16 protein-coding genes are annotated in these 19,482 nt (G+C 63.7%); 5 read left to right on the forward strand and 11 right to left on the reverse strand.

Annotation, left to right across the window (positions count from 1 at the left end; genetic code table 11):
- Positions 1-4: 4 nt before the first annotated feature.
- From GC162_17165 to GC162_17190, 6 genes are all read right to left on the reverse strand, one after another.
- On the reverse strand, positions 5-895 hold the full coding sequence (locus GC162_17165; protein ID MBI1370368.1) for a DUF1559 domain-containing protein: 891 nt from the start codon (positions 893-895) through the stop codon (positions 5-7).
- A gap of 252 nt (positions 896-1,147) precedes the next feature.
- Positions 1,148-1,927: a prepilin-type N-terminal cleavage/methylation domain-containing protein gene (locus tag GC162_17170; GenBank protein MBI1370369.1), complete on the reverse strand. Its 780-nt coding sequence runs from the start codon at positions 1,925-1,927 to the stop codon at positions 1,148-1,150.
- Positions 1,927-2,670, reverse strand: coding sequence for a prepilin-type N-terminal cleavage/methylation domain-containing protein (locus GC162_17175; protein ID MBI1370370.1), 744 nt, complete (start codon positions 2,668-2,670; stop codon positions 1,927-1,929). The genes GC162_17170 and GC162_17175 overlap by 1 nt, the downstream gene beginning before the upstream one ends.
- Entirely contained in the window at positions 2,667-4,475 is a 1,809-nt protein-coding gene (locus tag GC162_17180; protein ID MBI1370371.1) for a hypothetical protein, read from the reverse strand. Before GC162_17180 ends, GC162_17175 begins: the two co-directional genes overlap by 4 nt.
- A 57-nt stretch (positions 4,476-4,532) precedes the next feature.
- Complete coding sequence (locus tag GC162_17185) at positions 4,533-6,053, reverse strand: hypothetical protein (protein MBI1370372.1); 1,521 nt, start codon at positions 6,051-6,053, stop codon at positions 4,533-4,535.
- The gene (locus GC162_17190) at positions 6,050-6,601 is read right to left on the reverse strand and encodes a sigma-70 family RNA polymerase sigma factor (GenBank protein MBI1370373.1); all 552 of its coding nucleotides are present in this window, start codon (positions 6,599-6,601) and stop codon (positions 6,050-6,052) included. Before GC162_17190 ends, GC162_17185 begins: the two co-directional genes overlap by 4 nt.
- A 177-nt stretch (positions 6,602-6,778) precedes the next feature.
- Between GC162_17190 and GC162_17195 the strand changes: the two genes are divergently transcribed.
- Complete coding sequence (locus GC162_17195; GenBank protein MBI1370374.1) at positions 6,779-10,132, forward strand: cellulase family glycosylhydrolase; 3,354 nt, start codon at positions 6,779-6,781, stop codon at positions 10,130-10,132.
- 3 nt (positions 10,133-10,135) lie between these two features.
- On the opposite strand, the gene GC162_17200 is transcribed toward GC162_17195, so the two are convergent.
- On the reverse strand, positions 10,136-10,957 hold the full coding sequence (locus GC162_17200; GenBank protein MBI1370375.1) for a TIGR02757 family protein: 822 nt from the start codon (positions 10,955-10,957) through the stop codon (positions 10,136-10,138).
- Here GC162_17200 and GC162_17205 point away from each other — a divergent pair.
- Both GC162_17205 and GC162_17210 read left to right on the forward strand, forming a co-directional pair.
- Positions 10,956-11,639: a zinc metallopeptidase gene (locus GC162_17205; protein ID MBI1370376.1), complete on the forward strand. Its 684-nt coding sequence runs from the start codon at positions 10,956-10,958 to the stop codon at positions 11,637-11,639. The two genes, GC162_17200 and GC162_17205, sit on opposite strands and share 2 nt — an antisense overlap.
- Before the next feature lie 179 nt (positions 11,640-11,818).
- The gene (locus GC162_17210) at positions 11,819-12,517 is read left to right on the forward strand and encodes a translation initiation factor IF-3 (GenBank protein MBI1370377.1); all 699 of its coding nucleotides are present in this window, start codon (positions 11,819-11,821) and stop codon (positions 12,515-12,517) included.
- A 397-nt stretch (positions 12,518-12,914) separates the two neighbouring features.
- Here GC162_17210 and GC162_17215 read toward each other — a convergent pair whose 3' ends face one another.
- The 4 genes from GC162_17215 to GC162_17230 are packed head-to-tail and all read right to left on the reverse strand — an operon-like array spanning position 12,915 to position 17,340.
- Complete coding sequence (locus GC162_17215; GenBank protein ID MBI1370378.1) at positions 12,915-13,592, reverse strand: prepilin-type N-terminal cleavage/methylation domain-containing protein; 678 nt, start codon at positions 13,590-13,592, stop codon at positions 12,915-12,917.
- 53 nt (positions 13,593-13,645) lie between these two features.
- Complete coding sequence (locus GC162_17220; GenBank protein ID MBI1370379.1) at positions 13,646-15,145, reverse strand: hypothetical protein; 1,500 nt, start codon at positions 15,143-15,145, stop codon at positions 13,646-13,648.
- A 48-nt stretch (positions 15,146-15,193) separates the two neighbouring features.
- On the reverse strand, positions 15,194-16,843 hold the full coding sequence (locus tag GC162_17225; GenBank protein MBI1370380.1) for a hypothetical protein: 1,650 nt from the start codon (positions 16,841-16,843) through the stop codon (positions 15,194-15,196).
- A complete protein-coding gene (locus GC162_17230) occupies positions 16,810-17,340 on the reverse strand; it encodes a sigma-70 family RNA polymerase sigma factor (protein ID MBI1370381.1) in 531 nt (176 codons plus the stop codon). The genes GC162_17225 and GC162_17230 overlap by 34 nt, the downstream gene beginning before the upstream one ends.
- On the opposite strand from GC162_17230, the gene GC162_17235 reads away from it, so the two are divergent.
- Both GC162_17235 and GC162_17240 read left to right on the forward strand, forming a co-directional pair.
- The gene (locus GC162_17235) at positions 17,249-18,802 is read left to right on the forward strand and encodes a gfo/Idh/MocA family oxidoreductase (GenBank protein ID MBI1370382.1); all 1,554 of its coding nucleotides are present in this window, start codon (positions 17,249-17,251) and stop codon (positions 18,800-18,802) included. The genes GC162_17230 and GC162_17235 overlap by 92 nt on opposite strands.
- 260 nt (positions 18,803-19,062) lie before the next feature.
- Entirely contained in the window at positions 19,063-19,452 is a 390-nt protein-coding gene (locus GC162_17240) for a hypothetical protein (protein ID MBI1370383.1), read from the forward strand.
- Positions 19,453-19,482 lie beyond the last annotated feature (30 nt).

Consider the following 19,482-nt stretch of genomic DNA (forward strand, 5'->3'; position numbering starts at 1 on the left):
CGGCTCACTGAATCGCGTCGGCGTTGCGGTAATAGATGATCGAATTGTCGTCGGTGCTGTTGAGTTGCCGGTACGCCACGCGCATCCGCTTCCAGTCGATCCCATGCTCGTAGGACACCGCGAAGAACGGCGGGTTGTGCGCGGCGGTGTCGCCCTTGCCGACGTAAAGCTCGCTCTCGTGCGCCGCGTCGAGTGTCGTGTCGTCGACCCATTGCCAAAGCTCGATGTGCCCGTCGGCGAAGCCCATGTTCTGCGACGTCTTGTTGTCGTGGAACGGCGCGGTGTAGTCGGTCCAGTGCCACTTGCTCGTCTCCGTCACGGGCATGAGCCACGAGCCGACGTTGTACGCCGAGCGATAGTCCTGCTCCTCCACCAGCACCGCCTGCATGGCGTGATTGAGAATCGAGGTGAAGCGATCCGTGCCCATCTGCGAGGTCGACGTGTACCCTTCGCCGCGCATCGGCCCGACGATCGACCATGTCCGCAGATTCGGATTCGGGTCGGCCGGACACTTGAACACCGTCGTCCCCGGGTCCGTCGAAAGCACCTGCTCGCGCTGCGTCACGCTCATCGCGTTCAGCTCCGTGAGCGTGCGCTGGCCGACGTAGGGATACAGCGATCCGTAGGCGATCGACGAATACGTGTTGCCGTCGGCGACGAAATATTCATTGGGCGAACCGGCCGTGCCGCCGGGCTGGCCGCGCGGAATGACGTTGCCGTGGTCGGGCATGAACGCGATCCATGCAAGCTGCACCTGCCGCATGCGCGATGCGCAGCTCACCACGCGCGCCGCGTCGACCGACCGGCGGATCGACGGCCGCAGAATCGCCAATAGCGTCACCAGAATGGTGATCACCACCAGAAGCTCGATGAGCGTAAACGCCTTTTTTTGCATGGTCCGGCCCTCGCGAATTGCCCGAACGGCGACCGCGCCGCGTCCCAAGACCCGCGATGATCAACCGCCGCCCGCCGGATTGGGCGTTTGATGGGGCCTCGCTATGGGCCTATGACGCGGCGAGGCCGATTCTGTACAGAGTCCAGCCCGAAAGATTCAAATTTTGTTGAATGGACGGGCTGGATCACGACTTGCGCCCGCCATCCGGTCCAGCATGGGGCCGATCCCCCCGACCGGCGGCGGTGCGTCGCTTCAATTGGCCGTCTCGTACCAGAACCACCACCAGTACGCCGCCCCGTTGTTCCAGACGTTCATGCGCGCCGCCGGCGCCCCGGTGCCGTAGTAGCTGTACGTTTTGGCGTCCTTCGCCTCGACCGAGCCGTCGGCGAACCCGTGGACCGCGCGGTCGTCGGGGTGAGCCGTCGGCATCGCGGGATTGCCCGCCGCGTCGCTGCGGACGGTTTCGCACATGATCGCGCCGTTGCCGTCGGACAATTTGCTCAGCGACACTTTGCCCATGAACAGCGCATTGCCCTTGAGCCCGGTGAGGACATTCGTCGCCGGGTATGAATTGAAACTCAAGGGATCGGTCGGCAGCGTCTTGTAGAACATCATCACATAACGCACCGACGGGCACATCCACGCCGAGTCCGACACCCCCTGATAATTCGCGTAGTAGCCCGAAAGCTGATTCGGATCGTTGTAGTCGTTGGTCTTCAGGCCGTAGCTGATCAGGGCCTTGGGCGTATAGTCGTGCGTCAAATACGGGCTCGAGCTTCCGTCATACGTGAACACCGGAAGCTGTCCGAAGCGGTCCGCGGCGTAGCTCAGAAACGCCTGCACCTTCGTGTGATAATTCGCCTCGCACACACTCATGCGCGCCACCGACCGCGCCCGTTCCATCGACGGCATCAGAATCGCCAGCAGCACGGCGATGATGCTCAGCACCACCATCAGTTCAATCAGCGTAAATCCGCGACGACGCATGACGGACTCCTTCGTGCACCGTGCGAGTTTGAATGCGCCATTCATTACAGCGACTCCCGCCAGAACCACCACCAGCCCGCCGGCCCGCTGTTCCAGGGCGTGTACTCGGGCTTGAGCACGCCCGCCGCGTAGCTGAACACCTTGGCGTCCAGCGCCTGCACGGAACCGTCGGAAAACCCGTGCACGACCAGCTCGTTGGGATGCGTCGTGGGCAGGATCAGCTTGCCCGCCGTATCCGTGCGGACCGTCTCGGCCATCAGCACGCCGGCCCGATCATTGAGATTCGCCACCGACCGCTGACCCAAAAACCACGGCTGACCCTTCAGTGCCGTGAGCACATTCGTCGCGGGATACACATTGAAAGCCGCCGTGCCCGAGCCGGTGTCGTAGAACATAAGCGTGTGCTCGACCGCCGGGCACTGCCACGCCGACTTGGCGACGTCCTTGTAGTTCGTGTAGTAGCCCGACCAGTCGTTCGTATCCTTGAGGTTGTTGGTGACCAGTCCGTAGCGCGTCAACGCCCACGGAATCACCGTCGTCGTCAGGTACACGCACGTCCCGCCGTTGCCTTTGATCCCGAACACCGGCAGCTCGCGCTTGTTGTCCTGCGCGTAGATGACGAACGCCTGCACCTTCGTGTGGTAATTGGCTTCGCAGGCGACCATCTTCGCAACCGCCCGCGCCTTGCTCATCGCCGGCAGCAGGATCGCCATCAACAGCGCGATGATCGCGACGACGACGAGCAGTTCAATCAACGTGAACGCGCCATGTCCGTGTTTGTTTTTCATAGGCGTCGACGCATGGTCAAAAATCCGATCACCGCCAATCCCGCCGGCAGGGCGGCGGGCGTCGGCACCGATACGAGCGCGATGTTGTTGCCGTTGAAGGCGTACTTGATGACGTAGCCGGTCGGCAGGTCGATGACGTTGGCGAACTGCGTGCCGGTCAGCGAGCCGTAGGTCGCGAAGATGTACGCGCTCTGCGTCAATCCGCCGGTGACGTCGAAATCGACGGTGGCGCTCGTGATGTTGAGATTGTTGGTGACGTTGAGCAGGTCGATGATGTTGGCGTCGGCGTCATTGATTTGGATGGCGAGCTTGCCGTTGATCGTCGCGGCGTTGACGTCGAGCGATTCGATGGACGCGCCGGGAGCGAGAGTCGCATTGGCGCCGATGTTGACGGTGCCGCCGATCGTGCCGGTGCCGCCGAGGGTGGCGGTGTTGTTGACGTTGAACGTGCTGGTGGTGGTTGAGCCGTTGACGAGGAGCGTACCAGCGGAGACGGTGGTGTCGCCGGTGTAGGAGTTGGCGGCGGCGAGGGTGAGCGTTCCAGCGCCGGTTTTCGTGAGTTTGCCGGTTTCGCCCGTGAGGTTGATGATTGAGCGATTGAGCGTGGTGTCGAAGCCGTTGGTGTTGACGATGCCTCCGGTGCCGGTCTGACCCACGAGGAAGTCGAAATTCGCGCCGGCGGTGGTGGCAAGATCGGCGACGCTCGCCGAGAGCTTGAGCGTGCCGCCGTTGGTGAGGATCACCTGAGCGGCGTTGCCCGAGGTGGGCGTCGAGGTGCCGTTATGGAACTTGACGCCGGTGGTCAGCGTGCCGCCGTTGACGTTCACGACGCTGTTGATGTTGATCGAGGTGCTGGTGTCGATGCGGAAATTGGTGGCCGAGCCGTAGACGAGCGATCCGCCGGTGTTGATGTTGAGTGTCGCCAGGCCGCCGCCCTGCGTGGCGACGGTGGCCGCGCCGTTCTGAGTCCATGTGCCGGCGTTGACGTTGACAGTGCTGGAACGTCGGACGGTCAGTGTGCCGTCATTGTTGACGGTGCCGCTGGAGTTGAGCGTTCGTGCGCCGAAGTGACCGCTGGTGCCGCCGAGGATGATGCTCTTGCCGGAGGCGACGGCGATGGTCGATCCGGCGTTGAAGTTCACCGTGCTCGTCACCGTCGTCCCGCCGTTGTTGGGGTCGATGGCCCATCCGCCGTCTGAGGCGGACTGGTTGCCGGAGACGTTGACGATGCCGGCGTTGACGTTGGTGCCGCCGTTGTAGGTGTTGACGGCGGTGAGGCCGAGCGTTCCGTCGCCGTTTTTGATGAGTGTGTAGGCGTTGACGCCGTCGTCGATGACGCCGCCGATGTTCTGCGTGCCTCCGCCGGCGACGTTGATGATGGCGTTGTTGACGCCGAGGACGATCTTGGCGCCGATCGTATTGGAGCCGCTGGTCGCGGCGTTGAAGATGATGGTGTTGTCGGTGCCGGGGTTGTAGCCGACGAGCGTCAAGCTGCTGAGCGTGGCGTTCTGCTGGTTGATGGTCCAGCCGCTGGAGTTGAACCGCACGCTGGCGATCGTCGTGAACTGTCCGCCGGAGAAATCGATGTAGGTTGTCTTGGCGGTCGCCGAACTGGAGAATACGGCCTGCTCCGTCGACGTGTCGGCGGGATTGGAGCCGACCCAGTTGGCAGTGTTGGGCCACTGCGTCTGGTTCGCCCCGGCGTTGTCCTGCCATGTGCGGTCGGTCGCGGCCGCTCCCCACGCCGCCGACGCGGACAGCAGGGCGGTAAGCACGGCGAGGTTTTTGGTCTTTCGATAAGTCATGTCCAATCTCCTTGTGAGCAGTTGAAACGGAAAAGCGAACCGGTGATCGCCATGCAATCAGCGCGATTGCGGCGGCGGCAGAGTCGAATGCGTGATGAGCAGATTGCGAATCGCCACGCCTGTCGGCGTCTTGCCCGTGCCGACGACGAAATGGTCGAATTGCCGGATCGAACGCCCGTCGTCATCGGACGCCTGTGCGATGAATCTCCCATCGATGAGCAGCGTCACGATCACACCCGCGTCCGTGCGATCGATCATCATGTCGATCGCATGCCAGTCGGCGTTCCTGAAGCCGGCGAATGCGGCCGAGTCGAACAACTGGTGGTCGCCCAGCGTTTCCGCGCCGCCGAGAATCACGGGGGAGGGCATCTCGCGCATGGCCCATCCGCCCGCTCCACCTGTTGTCAACTGCACGTTGTACCCCGCGGCGGTGTCGATGCTCGATGCGTCGGGGAATGTGTAAAGTCCGAAGCGCAGTCCGCCGGAGGTCGTCACGGTCGGCGTCGCCGTCAGCCGCAGGTCCGCATGCAGCGACAGCCGCTCGCCCACATTGAGCGACTGACGCTCGAATGCGCGGGCGGCGACCAGAAACCCGCCGTTGATCGGTCCGAACGCCAGCACGTCGTCATGCACCTCGGGCTTCGCACGCTCCGAGACGATCAGCCATCGTCCGATCGTGCCGCTGTCCATGCGCTCCGCCAGCACCGGCCGCTCCGTTCCGATGAGCACCAGCCGGCGCGCCGCGTCGAAGTAGCCGATCTGTCCGGCGTGAAGTTCCGCATTGCGGTCGCCGGTCTCCGCGCCGGCGATGGCGGCGATGGCGTCCATGCGCACCGCGCCTTCGAGCACCGCAAGCCGCGCATCCCCGCTCGCTTCGACATTCAGGTTGAACCGCGTGCCCAGGTCCGTCACGCGCAGCCCCGCCGGCGTCGTGACAGTGAACCCGTGCGCCCGGTCGCGCACATAGGCGCTCATCGATCCGCGCGTGAGTCTGCCTTCGTTGTTGCCGGTCAGCTCAAACACGCAGGGTCCGACAAGGTCAACCACCGCCGTCGACTCGAACATGACCTGCGCCGTCCCCGCCGTCAGCGCGATGGCGTCTTTGGGCAGGTCGCCGCCCAATTCCGCCGGGGCCGCGCCGTCCGCGAACTGCGCATCGCTCGAAACATCCGACAAAATGGCGTAGGCGTGGCGCGACGGGCCGTCGTGCGATCCGCCGTGCATCGATGTCATGTAAACGATGACCAGCGCCGCCGCGAGCAGGATCGCCGCCGCTGCGCCATAGCTGACCCATCGCCACGAAAAACCCCGCCGCACCGTGATGATCGCCGCCGCGTCGTCGCCTTCGTCGTCGAAGTGGTCCAGCGCCGCCGGATCGTCGCCGGCCTGAGGCACGAATCCGTCCGCCTTAAGCTTGTAGTGCCGAAGCTGAGTGACGAGGCCGATGAACCGGCAGTAATACGCCCGCGCTTCGTCATCGCGGTTGATCAGATCACTGAGCCGATCCGCCTGCGCATCGGTCAATACGCCGTCGTGCAGTGCGCCGAGCAGATCGTCCATCTCGCGGTGAAGATTCATCGCGTCTCCCCCTGCGAGAGCGTCGTGCGGATGCACAACAAAAGCTGGCCCCGGATGCGATTGAGCGCCTTGTACACCGCGTCGGTCGAACGATGCACCGCCTCGGCGACCGACTGCGTCGTCGCCCCCGCTTCGTAGCGCAAGCGCACAAGCTGCTGATCGCGCGGCGGAAGCTTCGCCAGACACGACCGCAGCGCCGCCTTCCGATCGTCCGCCGACGGATCGACGTGGCTCATCCGGTCCGCGATCTGCGCGACCGCTTCGTTGTTGAACTTGAGTTTGCTGATCGCCTTGCGTTTGCGGAAGTCCATCACCTCAAACCGCGCGATCGCCATCGCCCATGCCGCGAAGTCCGTGCCCGGTTCAAATGCATCGAACTTCCGCCACATGACCGTCGTCGCCTGCTGCATCAGATCGTCCGCATCGTTCCAGTCGGGCACCAGCGACAGAATCAGCCCATAGATCCGCTGCTGATGCGCCAAAAGCAGCGGCACGAACCGCTCGCCGCGCGGCAGTTCGTCATCATGATGGACCAGTCCGTGGGGCATGCATCAATTAACAGAACAATCCGGCGAAAATTGGAACCCCCGGAACTGAAAATTCGAGCCCACCGGTTCATATGTTACGCAAAGGGCGATGGATCAGTCTGTTGGAACTGCCCGGCACGGGTATAATTTCGGGTCGTCCCACCGCCGATCCTCCGCCCCCCGCCACGGAGATTTCCCTTGCCGCAATTCGCCCGCCGCCTGTGGTTCGTGATGGTCATGTTTCCGGCCGTCGCCGTCTTCGCCCAGTCACCCCGGCCTTTGATCGATGCGGACAAACCGATGGGTGGGTGGAAGTTCTACGATGCCCCCGAGTTCCCCGGCGCCAAGGGCACTCTGGCGCTCGACGAGCCCTTTGAGGGCCGCCCCGTGCTCAAACTCGCCGGCGACTTTTCCGCCGGCGGGCAGTACGTGCAGGCCAGTATCGTGCCGCCGAATGTGCCCGTTGACACGATCACGTTCTGGCTCAATGCCCCCGCCGGGATGAACACGCTCGGCACGCGCCTCGTCGACGGGTCCGGTCAGACGCATCAGATCAAGCTCAAGATCGCCGACCACGGCGGATGGCAGCAAGTCGTCATCCCCGTTCGCGCATACTTCGATAAGCTCGGAACTTCGTCCGCTCTGAACATCGCCGAGCAGTACGAACATTGGGGCGGGGCCAACGATGCGAAGTGGCATCAACCGTGTCGACTGCTGGCGATTCTCGACACGCGCCATGCGCCCGGCGTCACCGGTTCGCTGCTCGTGCGCGACGCCATGCTCACACCCGCGCCGGAAACTTCCATCGTCACCCGTTCGCTGCCGTTCGATACCGCGCTGGCGGCGGGGGTCGTCGACTGGAAGCTCAATCTCGGATGGGAATTCGCCGGGGCGCGCGGCGATCTGAAACTGCTGGCGGCCGAACCGCCGGCGGAGCATCACGCCCTGCACCTCGAAGCCGACTTCACGCAGGGCGGGCGCTACGTCAGTGCGGAGCGCTCGCTGGAGGATTTCAACGTCAAGGCGATCGAGGCGATTCATCTGAAGATGCGCTCGCCCAACGCCCGCACCTACACGCTGCGCTTGAACGACGGCACCGGTCAGTGCTTTCAGTTCAAGGGGCGGACCGTCGAGGCCGACGGACAATGGCACGACCTGACCATCGACCCGCGCAAAGTCGGCGGGGTCGAACACTGGGGCGGGGCCAACGACGGCCAATGGCACGACCCGGCCCGCGGGATCGCCATCCTTCTGACGCGCGAATCGAGCGAAGACCTCAAGCCGTGGATGGACCTGGCGCCCGACGCGCTCGATGCGACGATCGAAGCGCAGCGACAGGGCGACACGATCCGCGAAACCTTCGATGACGCGGCGGCGCTCGAAGGCGGCTGGACCCTTGAAGGCCATGTCGCGTTGTCCGAACCCGGCGCCGCCGGCGGGCGATGCATTGAACTGGCGCGCACGATCGACGAAATCGAAAAGCCCGCCAGCGCGACCGGCCCGCGATTCGCCGTCGCGCCGGGGATATGGGCCATCGCGCTGACGCAGCGTTCGGACCTGCATTCGCCGGACAATTCGTATCACGCCGCGGTAATGCTGGAGGTCTTCGACCACGCCGGCGCGTCGATGACGAAGCTGCCGGTGGCATACGGCATGGGCAAGACGGCATGGCAAAAAGTCACGAAAACGCTGGACCTGCCTGACGGCGCGGCGGCGGGGCGGTTTGTGGTGACATTTGAAAAGACCTATGGGTCGTACCAGCTCGATGATCTGTCGGCCGCGCGTCTGAGCACGCAGCCGGTGCATCAGAAGGTACGCCGGATTCTGCTGTCGAGCGATGTGCTCGGCAACCTGTTCATGCCGGGCGACGAAGTGCGCCTGCACCTCCGCGTCGAAGCCGATGCGCCGCTCATGCCCGAGGAATGCAAGGCGACCTGCACGCTGCGCGACGACGGCGGGGCGCTGATGCTCGAACCGATCGACGTGACGCTCACGAGCGGCGAATCGAAGCCGGGGCAGTTCACTTACGCGGCCGATGTGACGCTGCCGGCGGATCGCATCATGATCGGCAAGTTTTACGAGTTGCATGTCGCCGTTCCTCAGGCGCAGGCGGAGCCGACCGAGGAGTACGCGGGGCTGGCGATTCTGCCGCCGGCTCCGACGAATCGGTATGCTCCGACGCAAGTGCCGTTCACCGTGCGCAACTGGGACAGCCGCATCCCGGTGTATTTCGAGCTGGCGGATCGGTTGGGGATTCGGCAGGTCGGGGTATGGGGCGGATGGTCGAGCAAGCCGCCGTACAAGCCCGAGGGGCCGGGGATCGATCTGTGCCGGAAGCTGGGGATGAAATGGATCACCGGCACGCGTGCGTCGGAAGTCGAGGACCACGGGTTCGCCAACATTGACGAAACCGCGCTGCGGCAGGGCATGCGGAATTTTCTGGAGAAGTACGCGGATCAGGGTCTGTCGATGATCGCGCTGGGCAACGAACCGCACGGCACGGGGCAGAAGGTGCTCGACAACGTCGAGGCGTACAAGGCGATTTACGAGACGGTCAAGGCCTTCGACCCGAATATCATCGTGCTGGGCACGAGCGTCGAGCCCAACGAGGAATACTTCAAGGCGGGCTACCAGAACGCGCTCGATGCCTATGACTTTCACAGCTACGAGTCCTATGACGAGATGCGCCAAACGATGCGGCAGTATCGCGATCTGATGAAAAAATACGATGCGGTCAAACCGCTGCACGCGACGGAAATCGGGCTCAACAGCCAGGGTCAGACGCGGCGGGCCGTCGCCACGACGATGATCAAAAAGATCACGACCTTCTTCGCCGAGGGCGGCGCGACCATCGGGTGGTTCACGATTCAGTACCCCGACCCGAAAGGTCAGGCCCGCGGGTCGATCACCGATACGCACTGCATGATCGACTGCAAATACGACCTGTACAACCCGCGCCTCGACGCGGTGACGTACTACCACCTCGTCAACGCCATCGGCGTCAAGAAGTTCGTCGATCAGAAGGTGTACGACAACGGCGTGCGGGCGTACCTGTTCCGCGATGAAGCGGGGCATTGTTTGGAGGTGATGTGGGCCGATGACGCGACGAAGATCGTCGACGTGCCGATCCATGCGGCGGGGGCGATCGACTGCGTGCGACTCGATGGTTCGCGCAGTGCGCTGCACGCGGTGCATGATGCGATCACGCTTTCGGTGAGCGATGCGCCGCTGATGCTGCTGTTTGATGGTGCGGAGGCGAAACTTGCAGAATCGCTCGCGCCGCCGAAGGTTTCATTGACCGCGCCGGCGGCGGTGAAACGGGGCGATGCCCTGAGCGTCGATCTGACGGTCGACGGGCTGACGGCGGGGGACTTGTCGGTGTGCGGGCCGGTCATGTGGAAGGCGGAACTTGCGGATGCGGGGGCAGGGCATGTGACGTTGACGATTCACGCGCCCGTTGCGACGCCGGGGCGGGTCGCGCGATTCGAGGTGCAGCGGCGCGACGGGACGGGGGTCAACGCAAGCGTGTGCATACAGGTGGATGTGCAATGACCGCTACATGGGGACGCGCAGGATGCCCGGGCGCGTCAGGCAAAAGTCGTAGCGCAGGGGATCGTCGGGGCAGAGCCGGCGGAACGCGGCGGTGATGTCCATCGCGGTGGGCAGCGTCGGCGTGCGGCGGCGCGTTAAGCGCAGGCGGCGAGCCATGGCGTGCATGTGCGTGTCCAGCGGAATGACGAGTTTCGCCGGGGAAACAGCCGCAAATCCGCCCGGGTCGATCGCATCGTGCCGCACCATCCATCGCAGATACAGGCACAGCCGTTTGCACGCCGACCCGCGCGACGGATGCGGCAACAGATGCATGAGCGGATGACCGGCGGCTCGCGTCAGTTCGTCCACCCATCGACCCATCGCTCCGATCACCGTGGGCTCCTCATCGCGCAACTGCGCGGCGAAACCCGCATGCAGATCGCCATGCGCGATGAGCATTTTCCGCACTCCGACGAGCAGGGCGGCCATCTCCTGGCCGCTCGTTACGCGATAGCGAAACGCGCGGAAGTCGCGCTCGATCGCGGCGGGGGATGAATTGAGCAGGTATTCATGCGGGCGCGGAGTGAGCCGTGTCGTGACCTGCGCGATCCCGCCGAGGATCGCGCGGACGTTGCCGTAGGCGAGCAGCGCGGCGATGAGGCCGATGATCTGGCGATCGGTCGGGTCGGCGTATGCGTAGACGACCTGAAGCGGATCGGACCCGAGAAAGCGCGGGTGGTGGAACTGCTGGTAGAGGTCTTCGAGGCGATCACGTGTGCGAACCGGCGGGGTCATGCGGCGTATGATAGTCGGTAAGGATTTGTCAGGACCACGGAGATTCGCCATGTTCTATTTCGACCAGGTTTATCTGATGTACATGATCCCGGGCCTGCTGCTTGCGATGTGGGCTCAGGCGAAGGTGCGGCACGCCTACGCCGCGGCGTCGGAGATTCGCCCGGCCAGCGGGCTGACGGGCGCTCAGGCCGCCGAAGCCATCTGCCGGGAGGTCGGCATGTCCGACGTCCGCATCGAGCAGGTCAACGGCTGGCTCAGCGATCATTACGACCCGCGCCATAAGGTGCTGCGCTTGAGCCCCGAGGTGTACAACGGGCGATCGCTGGCGGCGTTAGGCATCGCGGCGCACGAAGCGGGGCATGCGGTGCAGGACGCGGTCGGCTATTTCCCCCTCCGACTCCGCAACGGGCTGGTCCCCATGGCGTCGCTCGGGTCGGGGCTGAGCTACATCGTCATCATCGCCGGCGTCATTTTCAACATGATGCACCTGATGCTGGCGGGCGTGATTCTGTTCGGCCTGACGGTGGTGTTTCAGCTCGTCAATCTGCCGTGTGAATTCAATGCTTCGAGCCGGGCGCGCGAGCTTCTTTTGACCCTCGGACTCGTCCGGCAGGACGAAGACCGGCATGTCAAGCGTGTGCTGGACGCGGCGGCGATGACCTACGTCGCCGCCCTGGTGACCTCGCTTTTGACGCTCATGTATTACGTGTCGATCTTCACCCGGCGAAACTGAGCAAAATCAGTCAGCGATCCGCAGGGGCCTTTTGGCGGACGCCGGAGACCCGACGGCTCAGGTTTCACCTGATTTACCAAAGCTTTGCTTGCCTGTGGCCGATAACAGCGATAGATTATGGGGGCGACCGGAAGCGGTCGTCCGGCATAATTGCGCCGACAGGGCGTCGGGCCAACCGCATGGTGCGGCGGTCCGACGCGTGCAAACCCTCAGGAGTCCGACACATCAGCAGGCGACGTTCATTTACCAAGCGTGAAGAGCCCGGCAAGAGTCTCCGGATCAACGAACGCATCCGTATCAGCCCCATTCGACTGATCGACGAAAACAACGAGCAGATCGGCGTCATCGACACCGCTTCCGCCATGCAGCGCGCCAAGGCGGCGGGCCTCGACCTTGTCGAAGTCGCCCCCAACAGCTCGCCGCCCGTTTGCCGCATCATGGACTACGGCAAATGGAAGTACCAGCAGAAGAAGAAGGAAGCCAAGGCCAAGAGCAACTCCAAGCAGTCGGAAATGAAGGAAGTCCGACTCCGCCCCGGCACCGATGATCACGACCTTCAGATCAAAGCCAGCCGGGCCCGCGAGTTCTTCAAGGATGGGCACAAGGTCCAGTTCACCATCCTCTTCAAAGGCCGCCAGATGGCCCACCGTGAAATCGGCTTCAAGATCTTCGACGACATCCGCAACAGCTTCGACGACTGCGCTCACGTCGAAATGACCCCGCGCATTCAGGGACGCCGCATGACCATGATGATGGCCCCCGGCGCCAAGCCCAAGGCCAAGCCCGCCATGATGTCCGACGCCCCGCCCCCGGCCGCTAAACCCGCCCCGGCCCCGGCCCCCGCGCCCGCACCGGCCCAGGAGGCCTCCGCTACCTGACCCGCCGCACCCTCGACTTCTCAAACCCGCGGACCCCTCCGCGGGTTTTTTCATGCGCGTGCCCATGTGGTTCCTTGCCCATTCGCACCGGCGCGGCAACAACCCGGTTTTTCGTCGCCCCCGTGCGCCCTCGTTCCCGCCTCGGAATCGCACCTTTTTTCGTCCATTTCCCGCATGAAGCGCGCACCGGACGGACCCGTGCGCACCGGCGCGGAAGCCCCGGCGCGCCCGTGCGCGATCGAATAAGGACTTACGCAAACGCATGCGCACCGCCGCGTCCGATTTGCCATCCCGGTGCGCGACTTGCGCCGCGCCGGTGCGCGAAGTGGGTGAAATGACCCACCGGCGGCGCGCGACAAGGCGGGTCGCGGCGCGCGGACCGGGATCACCCGCTGATTCAGAACCAGCTCTGCGGATTGATGCGTTCGATCGCCATGTCGCCGAAGGGGCGCCAGCTCACGTGCCCGTCGATGAAGCCCATGTTCCCGCCCGACGGTTTGCCCACGCCGTCGAGGTGCGGCGTGTGGTGCGGCTTGTAGAATCCGCCCTGGATCGAATCGAAATTATTGTTGTTGTCGCAGAGCGTGGCGTCGGTGACGAGTTCGGTGTCGCTGGGCCGGGGCGTGAGAATTGACTCGGTGTAAATCTTCCCCGTCAGAAATTGTCCGCTGGGCACGATCATCGCGCCGACGAGCCGGCGGTACGTGAACCAGTATCCGGTCACGCGGTACACGCTGTTGTAGTTCCACAAGCCGTCGTCGTTCTGATCCCGGTTGGACGGGCAGTAGTAAAAATCGCGTGCGGCCCCGAGCTTGATGATCCGATCGGTCTGCCATCGGGTCAGGTCCCAGAGCCAGTTGCCGTTATTGTTCACCGCGTCGAGCGGGAGCTGATTGCGGTTGTCGGCCGCGTAGACGTAGTTGAGCGTCACAAGCTGTCGCTGATTGGACCCGCACACGGCGATGCGCGCCTTCTCGCGCGCTTCGCGCAGGGCGGGCAGGAGCATGGCGATGAGCAGCGCGATGATCGCCACGACGACGAGCAGTTCGATGAGGGTAAAGGCGCGCTTTTTCATGGTGCGGGTCCGGATGGGAAAGCTCAGGGAGGGCGATCCCTGAGCTTTCGGTTTCAACGGCCGCGACGGCGCAGGGTCAGCATCCCCATCAGCGCCAGCCCGGCGGGCAGCGCGGCGGGCGCGGGCACCAGAATGGACAGCGACTGGAATGTGGCGTTATCCGCCACGCCGCTCCAGAAGATCACGCGATCGAACAGGGCGTCGGCGGTTTGGGTGTTGTTGCCCGACGAGCCGATGTGGAACCAGTCATGGACGGTCATGCTCGCCGCGCCGGTCAGCGTGGAGATCACCTGACCGTTGAGGTAAATGGTGAGCGTGTCGGGGTTGGCGTCGCTGCCGATGCCGTCGAAGGAAAAGCCCAGGTCGTACCATGTGTTGGTATTGATCGTCAGGCCGAGGTCGATGTTGGTGTCGGCGCCGCCGAAGTTGACCATCAGATGGTGCGAAGCGTTGTTGGCGACGAAGACGAACCACGTGTTGGGCTGGTCCAGCAGGACGAAGTTGCCGCCGCTGTTGGAGTAGCTCTGGAGATTGAAGCGGGTCCAGACGGAGAAGTTGGAGATGGCCTGGAGGTCGGCATTGGCGTTGAAATAGAGATTGCCTTGTCCAGCCCCGGTCGCTCCGGTGTGTACGGCGTAGCCGTCGGACCCGGCGCGGCCGACGGTGAAAGGATCGAAGGTCTGGTAGTGCGGCGTGCCGACGACGTTGCCGGTGTGATGATTATTGCTTGAATCGAGCAGATTCGCGGCGGTGAAGTTGCCGGTGCCGATCACCTGCCCGTTGGACACGGCGACGTTATTGCCGTTCTGGGCGAATTTCCAATCGCCCAGCACGGCGAGATTCGCCTGCACGCTCGTGTCGGCCCCGGCGGCGAAGTCGGCGGCGATCTGGTCAGCGCCGCGCGTCGTGTTGTAGATGCGAAACTCGTCGATGCTGCCCTTGAAATAGGGGTCGGCGAACTGACTCTTGCCGAGGTAGTTGTTGGCGGTGGACCCCAGGTTTGAGGGATTGATGTTCAGACCGGTGTTGGTTCCGGCCAGGACGCCGTCGATGTAGAGATTGGCGGTGGTGGTGGCCGAGTCATAGGTGACGGCGGCGAAGTGATAGCCGTTGGCCATGCCGCCCGTCGCGTTGGCCTGCAATTCCGTCCCGCCGTTCTTGATGGCGTAGCGCGGGGCGTTGGACCCGCCGGCATTGGGGCTCAGGAAAAGGTAGTGAGCGGTGTCATTGCCGAAGTCGAACAAACGGGTCCAGTTGCCGTTGGCGGTATAGGTGAACCATCCTTCGATGGTGAAGCTGGTGTCGCCGGACATGATGCCGGCGGGCAGACTCACGTACTGATTGGTTCCATTGAGCTGGACGGCTCCGCCGGAGACGCTGGCTCCGCTCTGGAGCGTGCCGTTGGCGGCGCTGACCGAGTCGGAGGCGTCCGTGGTGAAGCTGTAACGATTGACGAGCGCGGCATGCGCCGCCTCGCCCGCCGCCAGACTCACAGGCAGCATCAACAGAGCACATTGCTTGACGATGTTCCAGCCATTTTTGCGACGATTCATTGGGAATCTCCTTCAGGTTCGCAGTGTCCCATTCAAATGATCAGACCGTTATGGAATCGGCGACGCCTCGTCGAAGGACGTGCGCGTCGGTTCACAGAGCGTTTGAATCTGCTTTGCACTCAGCGCCCGATCGAACACGGCGACCTGTTCGATGAGTCCGTTGAAAGTCGGATCTGTCGGGAACTGGCTGTGGCCGAGATAGTTGTTGCGGCCGATGGCCTGAGCGGGGGTGATGGACAGATCGTCGCGGGAGACGACGCGCCGGCCATCGATGTACATCGCGGCGATCTGATGATCGATCGTCACGGCGAGCATGACCCATCGCCCGACCGGCATCGCCTGCGGCGCATCAAGCTGAAACTCGCCATTGCGGCCGTCGGTCGTGACGGCGAAGCGCGGCCGGAGGGTGTCGCCGGCGTCAACGGTCAGGAACATGTAGCGCTTCGTGTCCTGCCCGAAATCGAAGACGCGCTGCCACGGCCCTCCCCCTTCCCACTTGACCCATGCCACGAGCGAAAACGCCTCGCCGACCGGCGGCGTCCGATCCTCAAATGCCCGCAGGACCGCGCCGTTGTCGAGACGCAGACCCGTACGGTCGTCAAACCGTTCGGCCGCGGCGTGACCGACGAGCTTGGCCGTCAGCGCCGGGCTCATGCGATTGACGAACACGCTGGACCGGGCCGAATCAAAACGCCAGCAGGCGACAGGCCCCATCGACTTGAGGATCGTCGCGGTGATGCGATCGAGGGGCGAAATGCGGTCGGCGTCGAACCAGTCCTCGTCCTCGCGCTTGTCGCGCAGCAGGCCGGAATCGGCGACGAGCGTCTGCCCGGCGGTGAGCAAGCGCGTCTGATCGCCACATTGAATTTCAACGCGGCCCTCGGAGACGCGCACGGCGGTGAGTCCGTCGGCGGTGACATGCATGGCGTAGGCGGTGCCGAGGTCGATGACGCGCACGCCATGCGGACCTTCGACGGTGAACCCGTGCGCGCCTTGGGGGACGTAGGCGTCGAGGGTGCCGCCGGTGAGCCGGCCGCGGTTGGGACCGGTCATGGCGAATTCGCACGGGCCGGTCAGGTCGACGACGGCGGTGGAGTTGAACATGAGCTGCGCCCGGCCGGCGGTGAGTTGGATCGGGGCGGTGAGGCCTTCGCCGAGGGAATGCTCGGCGTCGGCGAATGCGGCGTCGTCGGAGCGGTCGGAGAGAATGGCGAAAGACGCCGGGGCGGCGGCGTGCGGAGCGGGGAGCGGGGAGTTCGGAGCAGTCGGCAGGAAGACAAAATAGAGCGCGGCGGCGAGGGCGATCAGGGCGGCGATGGCGGCCTTGACGCCGAACCCTGACCCCTGAGCCCTGAACCCTTTTGCGTACCAGACGCTTCGCCGCCGAGCCGGCTCAGCGTCGGCGTGGGGGGAAGCGGAAGACGCCTGTCGCAAATCCATGCCGACGCTGTCTGCCTTGAGCGAAGTCGAAGGGAGCGGCGTTTCGCCGCGAAGCGCCTGGTCCGCACTGAGCTGACTCAGTCCCGCATGCACCGACGCGGCGCGCAGGAAGCGTTCCGCGTGCGTCATGTCCGCGGCGAGCCAGGCGTCCAGCGCGATCGCCTGCTCATCGGTGAGCGCCGCGTCGAACCAGGCGTCGATCATCATGTCGATCGTCGCATCGTTCATGATGCACGCTCCAGTCGCTGCTCGATGCATTTGCGCAGGGCGGCCCGGATGCGGCTGAGCATCATGGCGATCGTGCGCGGGTCGGCATCGCGCTGCTGGGCAATATGGCGCGGCTTCAGGTCGTCTTGGTAACGCATGGCGATCACCTGCCGCTGATTGGCCGGAAGTTGCTCGACGCACTGCCGCAGCGCGATCAGACGATGATCCAACTCATCGCCGAGCCGCTCGCACGCCTGATCGAGTTGATCCATCGCCGCCGCACTGAAAAGGCGCGGATGGGTCGCCGTCGTCCGCCGCCATTCGAGCACCTTGTTCCGCGCGATGCCCAGCACCCACGCCTTGAACGGCCGCTGCGGGTCGTACCGGTCCAAATGCTCCACCACCGCCAGCGCCACCGTCTGCAAAAGCTCATTGGCCTGATGCACATCGGGCACGATGGCCGCCAGATACGTGCTCAGCGCCGGCAGGACGCTGAGCCACTGCACGGTGAGCGCCGCCCGGTCGAGTTTTCCATCATCCTGTGTCATCAGCGTTTGCGCCGCTTCTCACTGGTCCGATGCCGGTCCGATGCCTACACTGCTCTACTGTATATTTGCGCCGCCAAGCAAATTACAACACCTTTTTTTTCGTATCATCACACGCATGCATCAACAACACCCCTCCCGCGTCACTCGTCGTACCTTCATCAAATCCATTGCTCTGGCCGGGGCGACGCTGCCCTGGGCCATGCCGCGCCTCGCCCGCGCCGCTTCGCCCAACGGCATGCTCCGTTTCGCCGGCATCGGCGTCAACGGCATGGGCTGGAGCGATGTCAGCTCCATCGGGTCGCATCCGAAGGTGAGCATGGCCGCCCTGTGCGACATCGACAGCGCCCGCTTCGGCGAAGCCGCCAAGCGCTGGCCCGATGCCCCGCGCTTTCAGGACTTCCGCGACATGTTCGACAAGATGGGCAAGGACATCGACGCGGTCAACGTGACGATCCCCGATCACATGCACGCTTATGTCGCGCTGCATGCGATGCGCCTCGGCAAGCACGTCTACTGTCAGAAGCCGCTCACGCACACGCTCTGGGAAGCCCGCAAGATGGCGCAGGTCGCCGCCGAGCAGAAGGTCATCACGCGCATGGGCAATCAGATTCATTCGCAGATCGAATACCGCATGGCGGTGCGGATGATCAAGGACGGGCTCATCGGCAAGGTGTCGCAGGTGCATTCGTGGGTCGGCGCCTCCGGCAAGGGCTTCGTCGCGCTCGAAGCCCCGCCGCAAAAGAGTGATCCCGTGCCCGATACGATCAACTGGGACCATTGGATCGGCGTCGCGCCCATGCGGCCGTACGTCAACGGCATCTATCACCCGTTCAACTGGCGCGCGTGGAAAGACTTCGGCGGCGGGGGTCTGGGCGACTTCGGCTGCCACATCTTCGACCCGCCCTTTAGCGCGCTGGACCTGACCGCGCCCAAGACGATCGTGGCGGAGCAGGAAGGCATGACCGAACAGCGTTGGCCCGGCACGTCCAAAGTGTCCTACGTCTTCCCCGGCACGCCGTTCACGACCGACCCCGTCGAGCTTTACTGGTACGACGGCGGCCGGCAGCCCGACCGCGCGCTGGCGCCGCAGATGCCCGCCGGGCAGAACTTCCCTGGCGCCGGCTCGCTGTTCATCGGCGACAAGGGCATCATGGTTCTCCCGCACGTCGGCGGCCCCCGCGTGTTTCCGCAGGACCTGCTCAGCAGTTGGGCCAAGCCCGACCTCGGCTCGCGCCATCACTGGCACGGGTGGGTCGACGCCTGCCTGAGCAATGACACCACCCTCACCGACCAGTTCGCCTACGCCGGCCCCCTCACCGAAACCGTCAACCTCGGCCTCATCGCCGTCACCCTCCCCGGCGAAAAGCTCGAGTGGGACGCGCCGAATATGAAAATCACCAACAACGAAAAAGCCCAGACGCTCACCACCCGCGAGTACCGCAAGGGGTGGGAAATCAGCTAACAGCATATTCTGAAAACCCCCTCTCCCCCCGGGAGAGGGCCAGGGTGAGGGTGACCCCAAATGGTGGCGCGCTTCGTATCGCGTGCTTTGCGACTTTGGGTGCGCCCTCACCCGCCGCACCCATTCGCGGCAAAGAGTTACCTTGACGCACCCACTATTTAGCTTTAGGCTGCTATTTGACCAATTCATGTACAATAACTGTTAGGCGGCAACCACGCTTGGTCTGCGTATTCAAAGCAATTGGCGCATGGTTGGTGCTTATGCTCATTGGCATCAACCTGATCGGGTTCATCGTTCGCGGGTTTCTGTGGAAACCACCGCCGATTGAACCATCGACTGAGCGCGTTCAAGAACTCCTCGCAAATGAATCTCGCCGGATGAGCCGTTCAAATGCTGCTGTTACACTTCTGTTTATTGTTGTGACCGCTGGATACTTGGGTGCTCTTGCGTATTTCTGGAATTACCTTCTCGCAGTAGCGGCCGGAATCATAATGGTCGCTCGATTGCCGGACTTGATCTGGGAGATCAAGACAGGCCAGAAGGTCACTCGCTCAAATGCTGCACAATCAGTTTTGGGATACGCCGGGATAGTCCTAGCGTTGCTCGCACTCCCTGTTGTGTGGTATGCGCTGTGCCGGTTGTCACAATAGCCGGGTGTCACGGTTTGAGTGGAGTAGGGC

The sequence above is a fragment of the Planctomycetota bacterium genome (genome assembly GCA_016125255.1).
Classification (GTDB): Bacteria; Planctomycetota; Phycisphaerae; order Phycisphaerales; family Zrk34; genus RI-421.

Excerpts from the sequence above, each read along its gene's own strand:
- GC162_17190 (MBI1370373.1), bottom strand. The coding sequence starts at position 6,601 with ATGCCCCACGGACTGGTCCATCATGATGACGAACTGCCGCGCGGCGAG.
- GC162_17230 (MBI1370381.1), bottom strand. The coding sequence starts at position 17,340 with ATGACACAGGATGATGGAAAACTCGACCGGGCGGCGCTCACCGTGCAG.
- GC162_17185 (MBI1370372.1), bottom strand. The coding sequence starts at position 6,053 with ATGAATCTTCACCGCGAGATGGACGATCTGCTCGGCGCACTGCACGAC.
- GC162_17210 (MBI1370377.1), top strand. The coding sequence starts at position 11,819 with ATGGTGCGGCGGTCCGACGCGTGCAAACCCTCAGGAGTCCGACACATC.
- GC162_17235 (MBI1370382.1), top strand. The coding sequence starts at position 17,249 with ATGGCCGCCAGATACGTGCTCAGCGCCGGCAGGACGCTGAGCCACTGC.
- GC162_17165 (MBI1370368.1), bottom strand. The coding sequence starts at position 895 with ATGCAAAAAAAGGCGTTTACGCTCATCGAGCTTCTGGTGGTGATCACC.
- GC162_17225 (MBI1370380.1), bottom strand. The coding sequence starts at position 16,843 with ATGCATCGAGCAGCGACTGGAGCGTGCATCATGAACGATGCGACGATC.
- GC162_17175 (MBI1370370.1), bottom strand. The coding sequence starts at position 2,670 with ATGAAAAACAAACACGGACATGGCGCGTTCACGTTGATTGAACTGCTC.
- GC162_17205 (MBI1370376.1), top strand. The coding sequence starts at position 10,956 with ATGTTCTATTTCGACCAGGTTTATCTGATGTACATGATCCCGGGCCTG.
- GC162_17200 (MBI1370375.1), bottom strand. The coding sequence starts at position 10,957 with ATGGCGAATCTCCGTGGTCCTGACAAATCCTTACCGACTATCATACGC.
- GC162_17170 (MBI1370369.1), bottom strand. The coding sequence starts at position 1,927 with ATGAATGGCGCATTCAAACTCGCACGGTGCACGAAGGAGTCCGTCATG.
- GC162_17240 (MBI1370383.1), top strand. The coding sequence starts at position 19,063 with ATGCTCATTGGCATCAACCTGATCGGGTTCATCGTTCGCGGGTTTCTG.
- GC162_17180 (MBI1370371.1), bottom strand. The coding sequence starts at position 4,475 with ATGACTTATCGAAAGACCAAAAACCTCGCCGTGCTTACCGCCCTGCTG.
- GC162_17220 (MBI1370379.1), bottom strand. The coding sequence starts at position 15,145 with ATGAATCGTCGCAAAAATGGCTGGAACATCGTCAAGCAATGTGCTCTG.
- GC162_17215 (MBI1370378.1), bottom strand. The coding sequence starts at position 13,592 with ATGAAAAAGCGCGCCTTTACCCTCATCGAACTGCTCGTCGTCGTGGCG.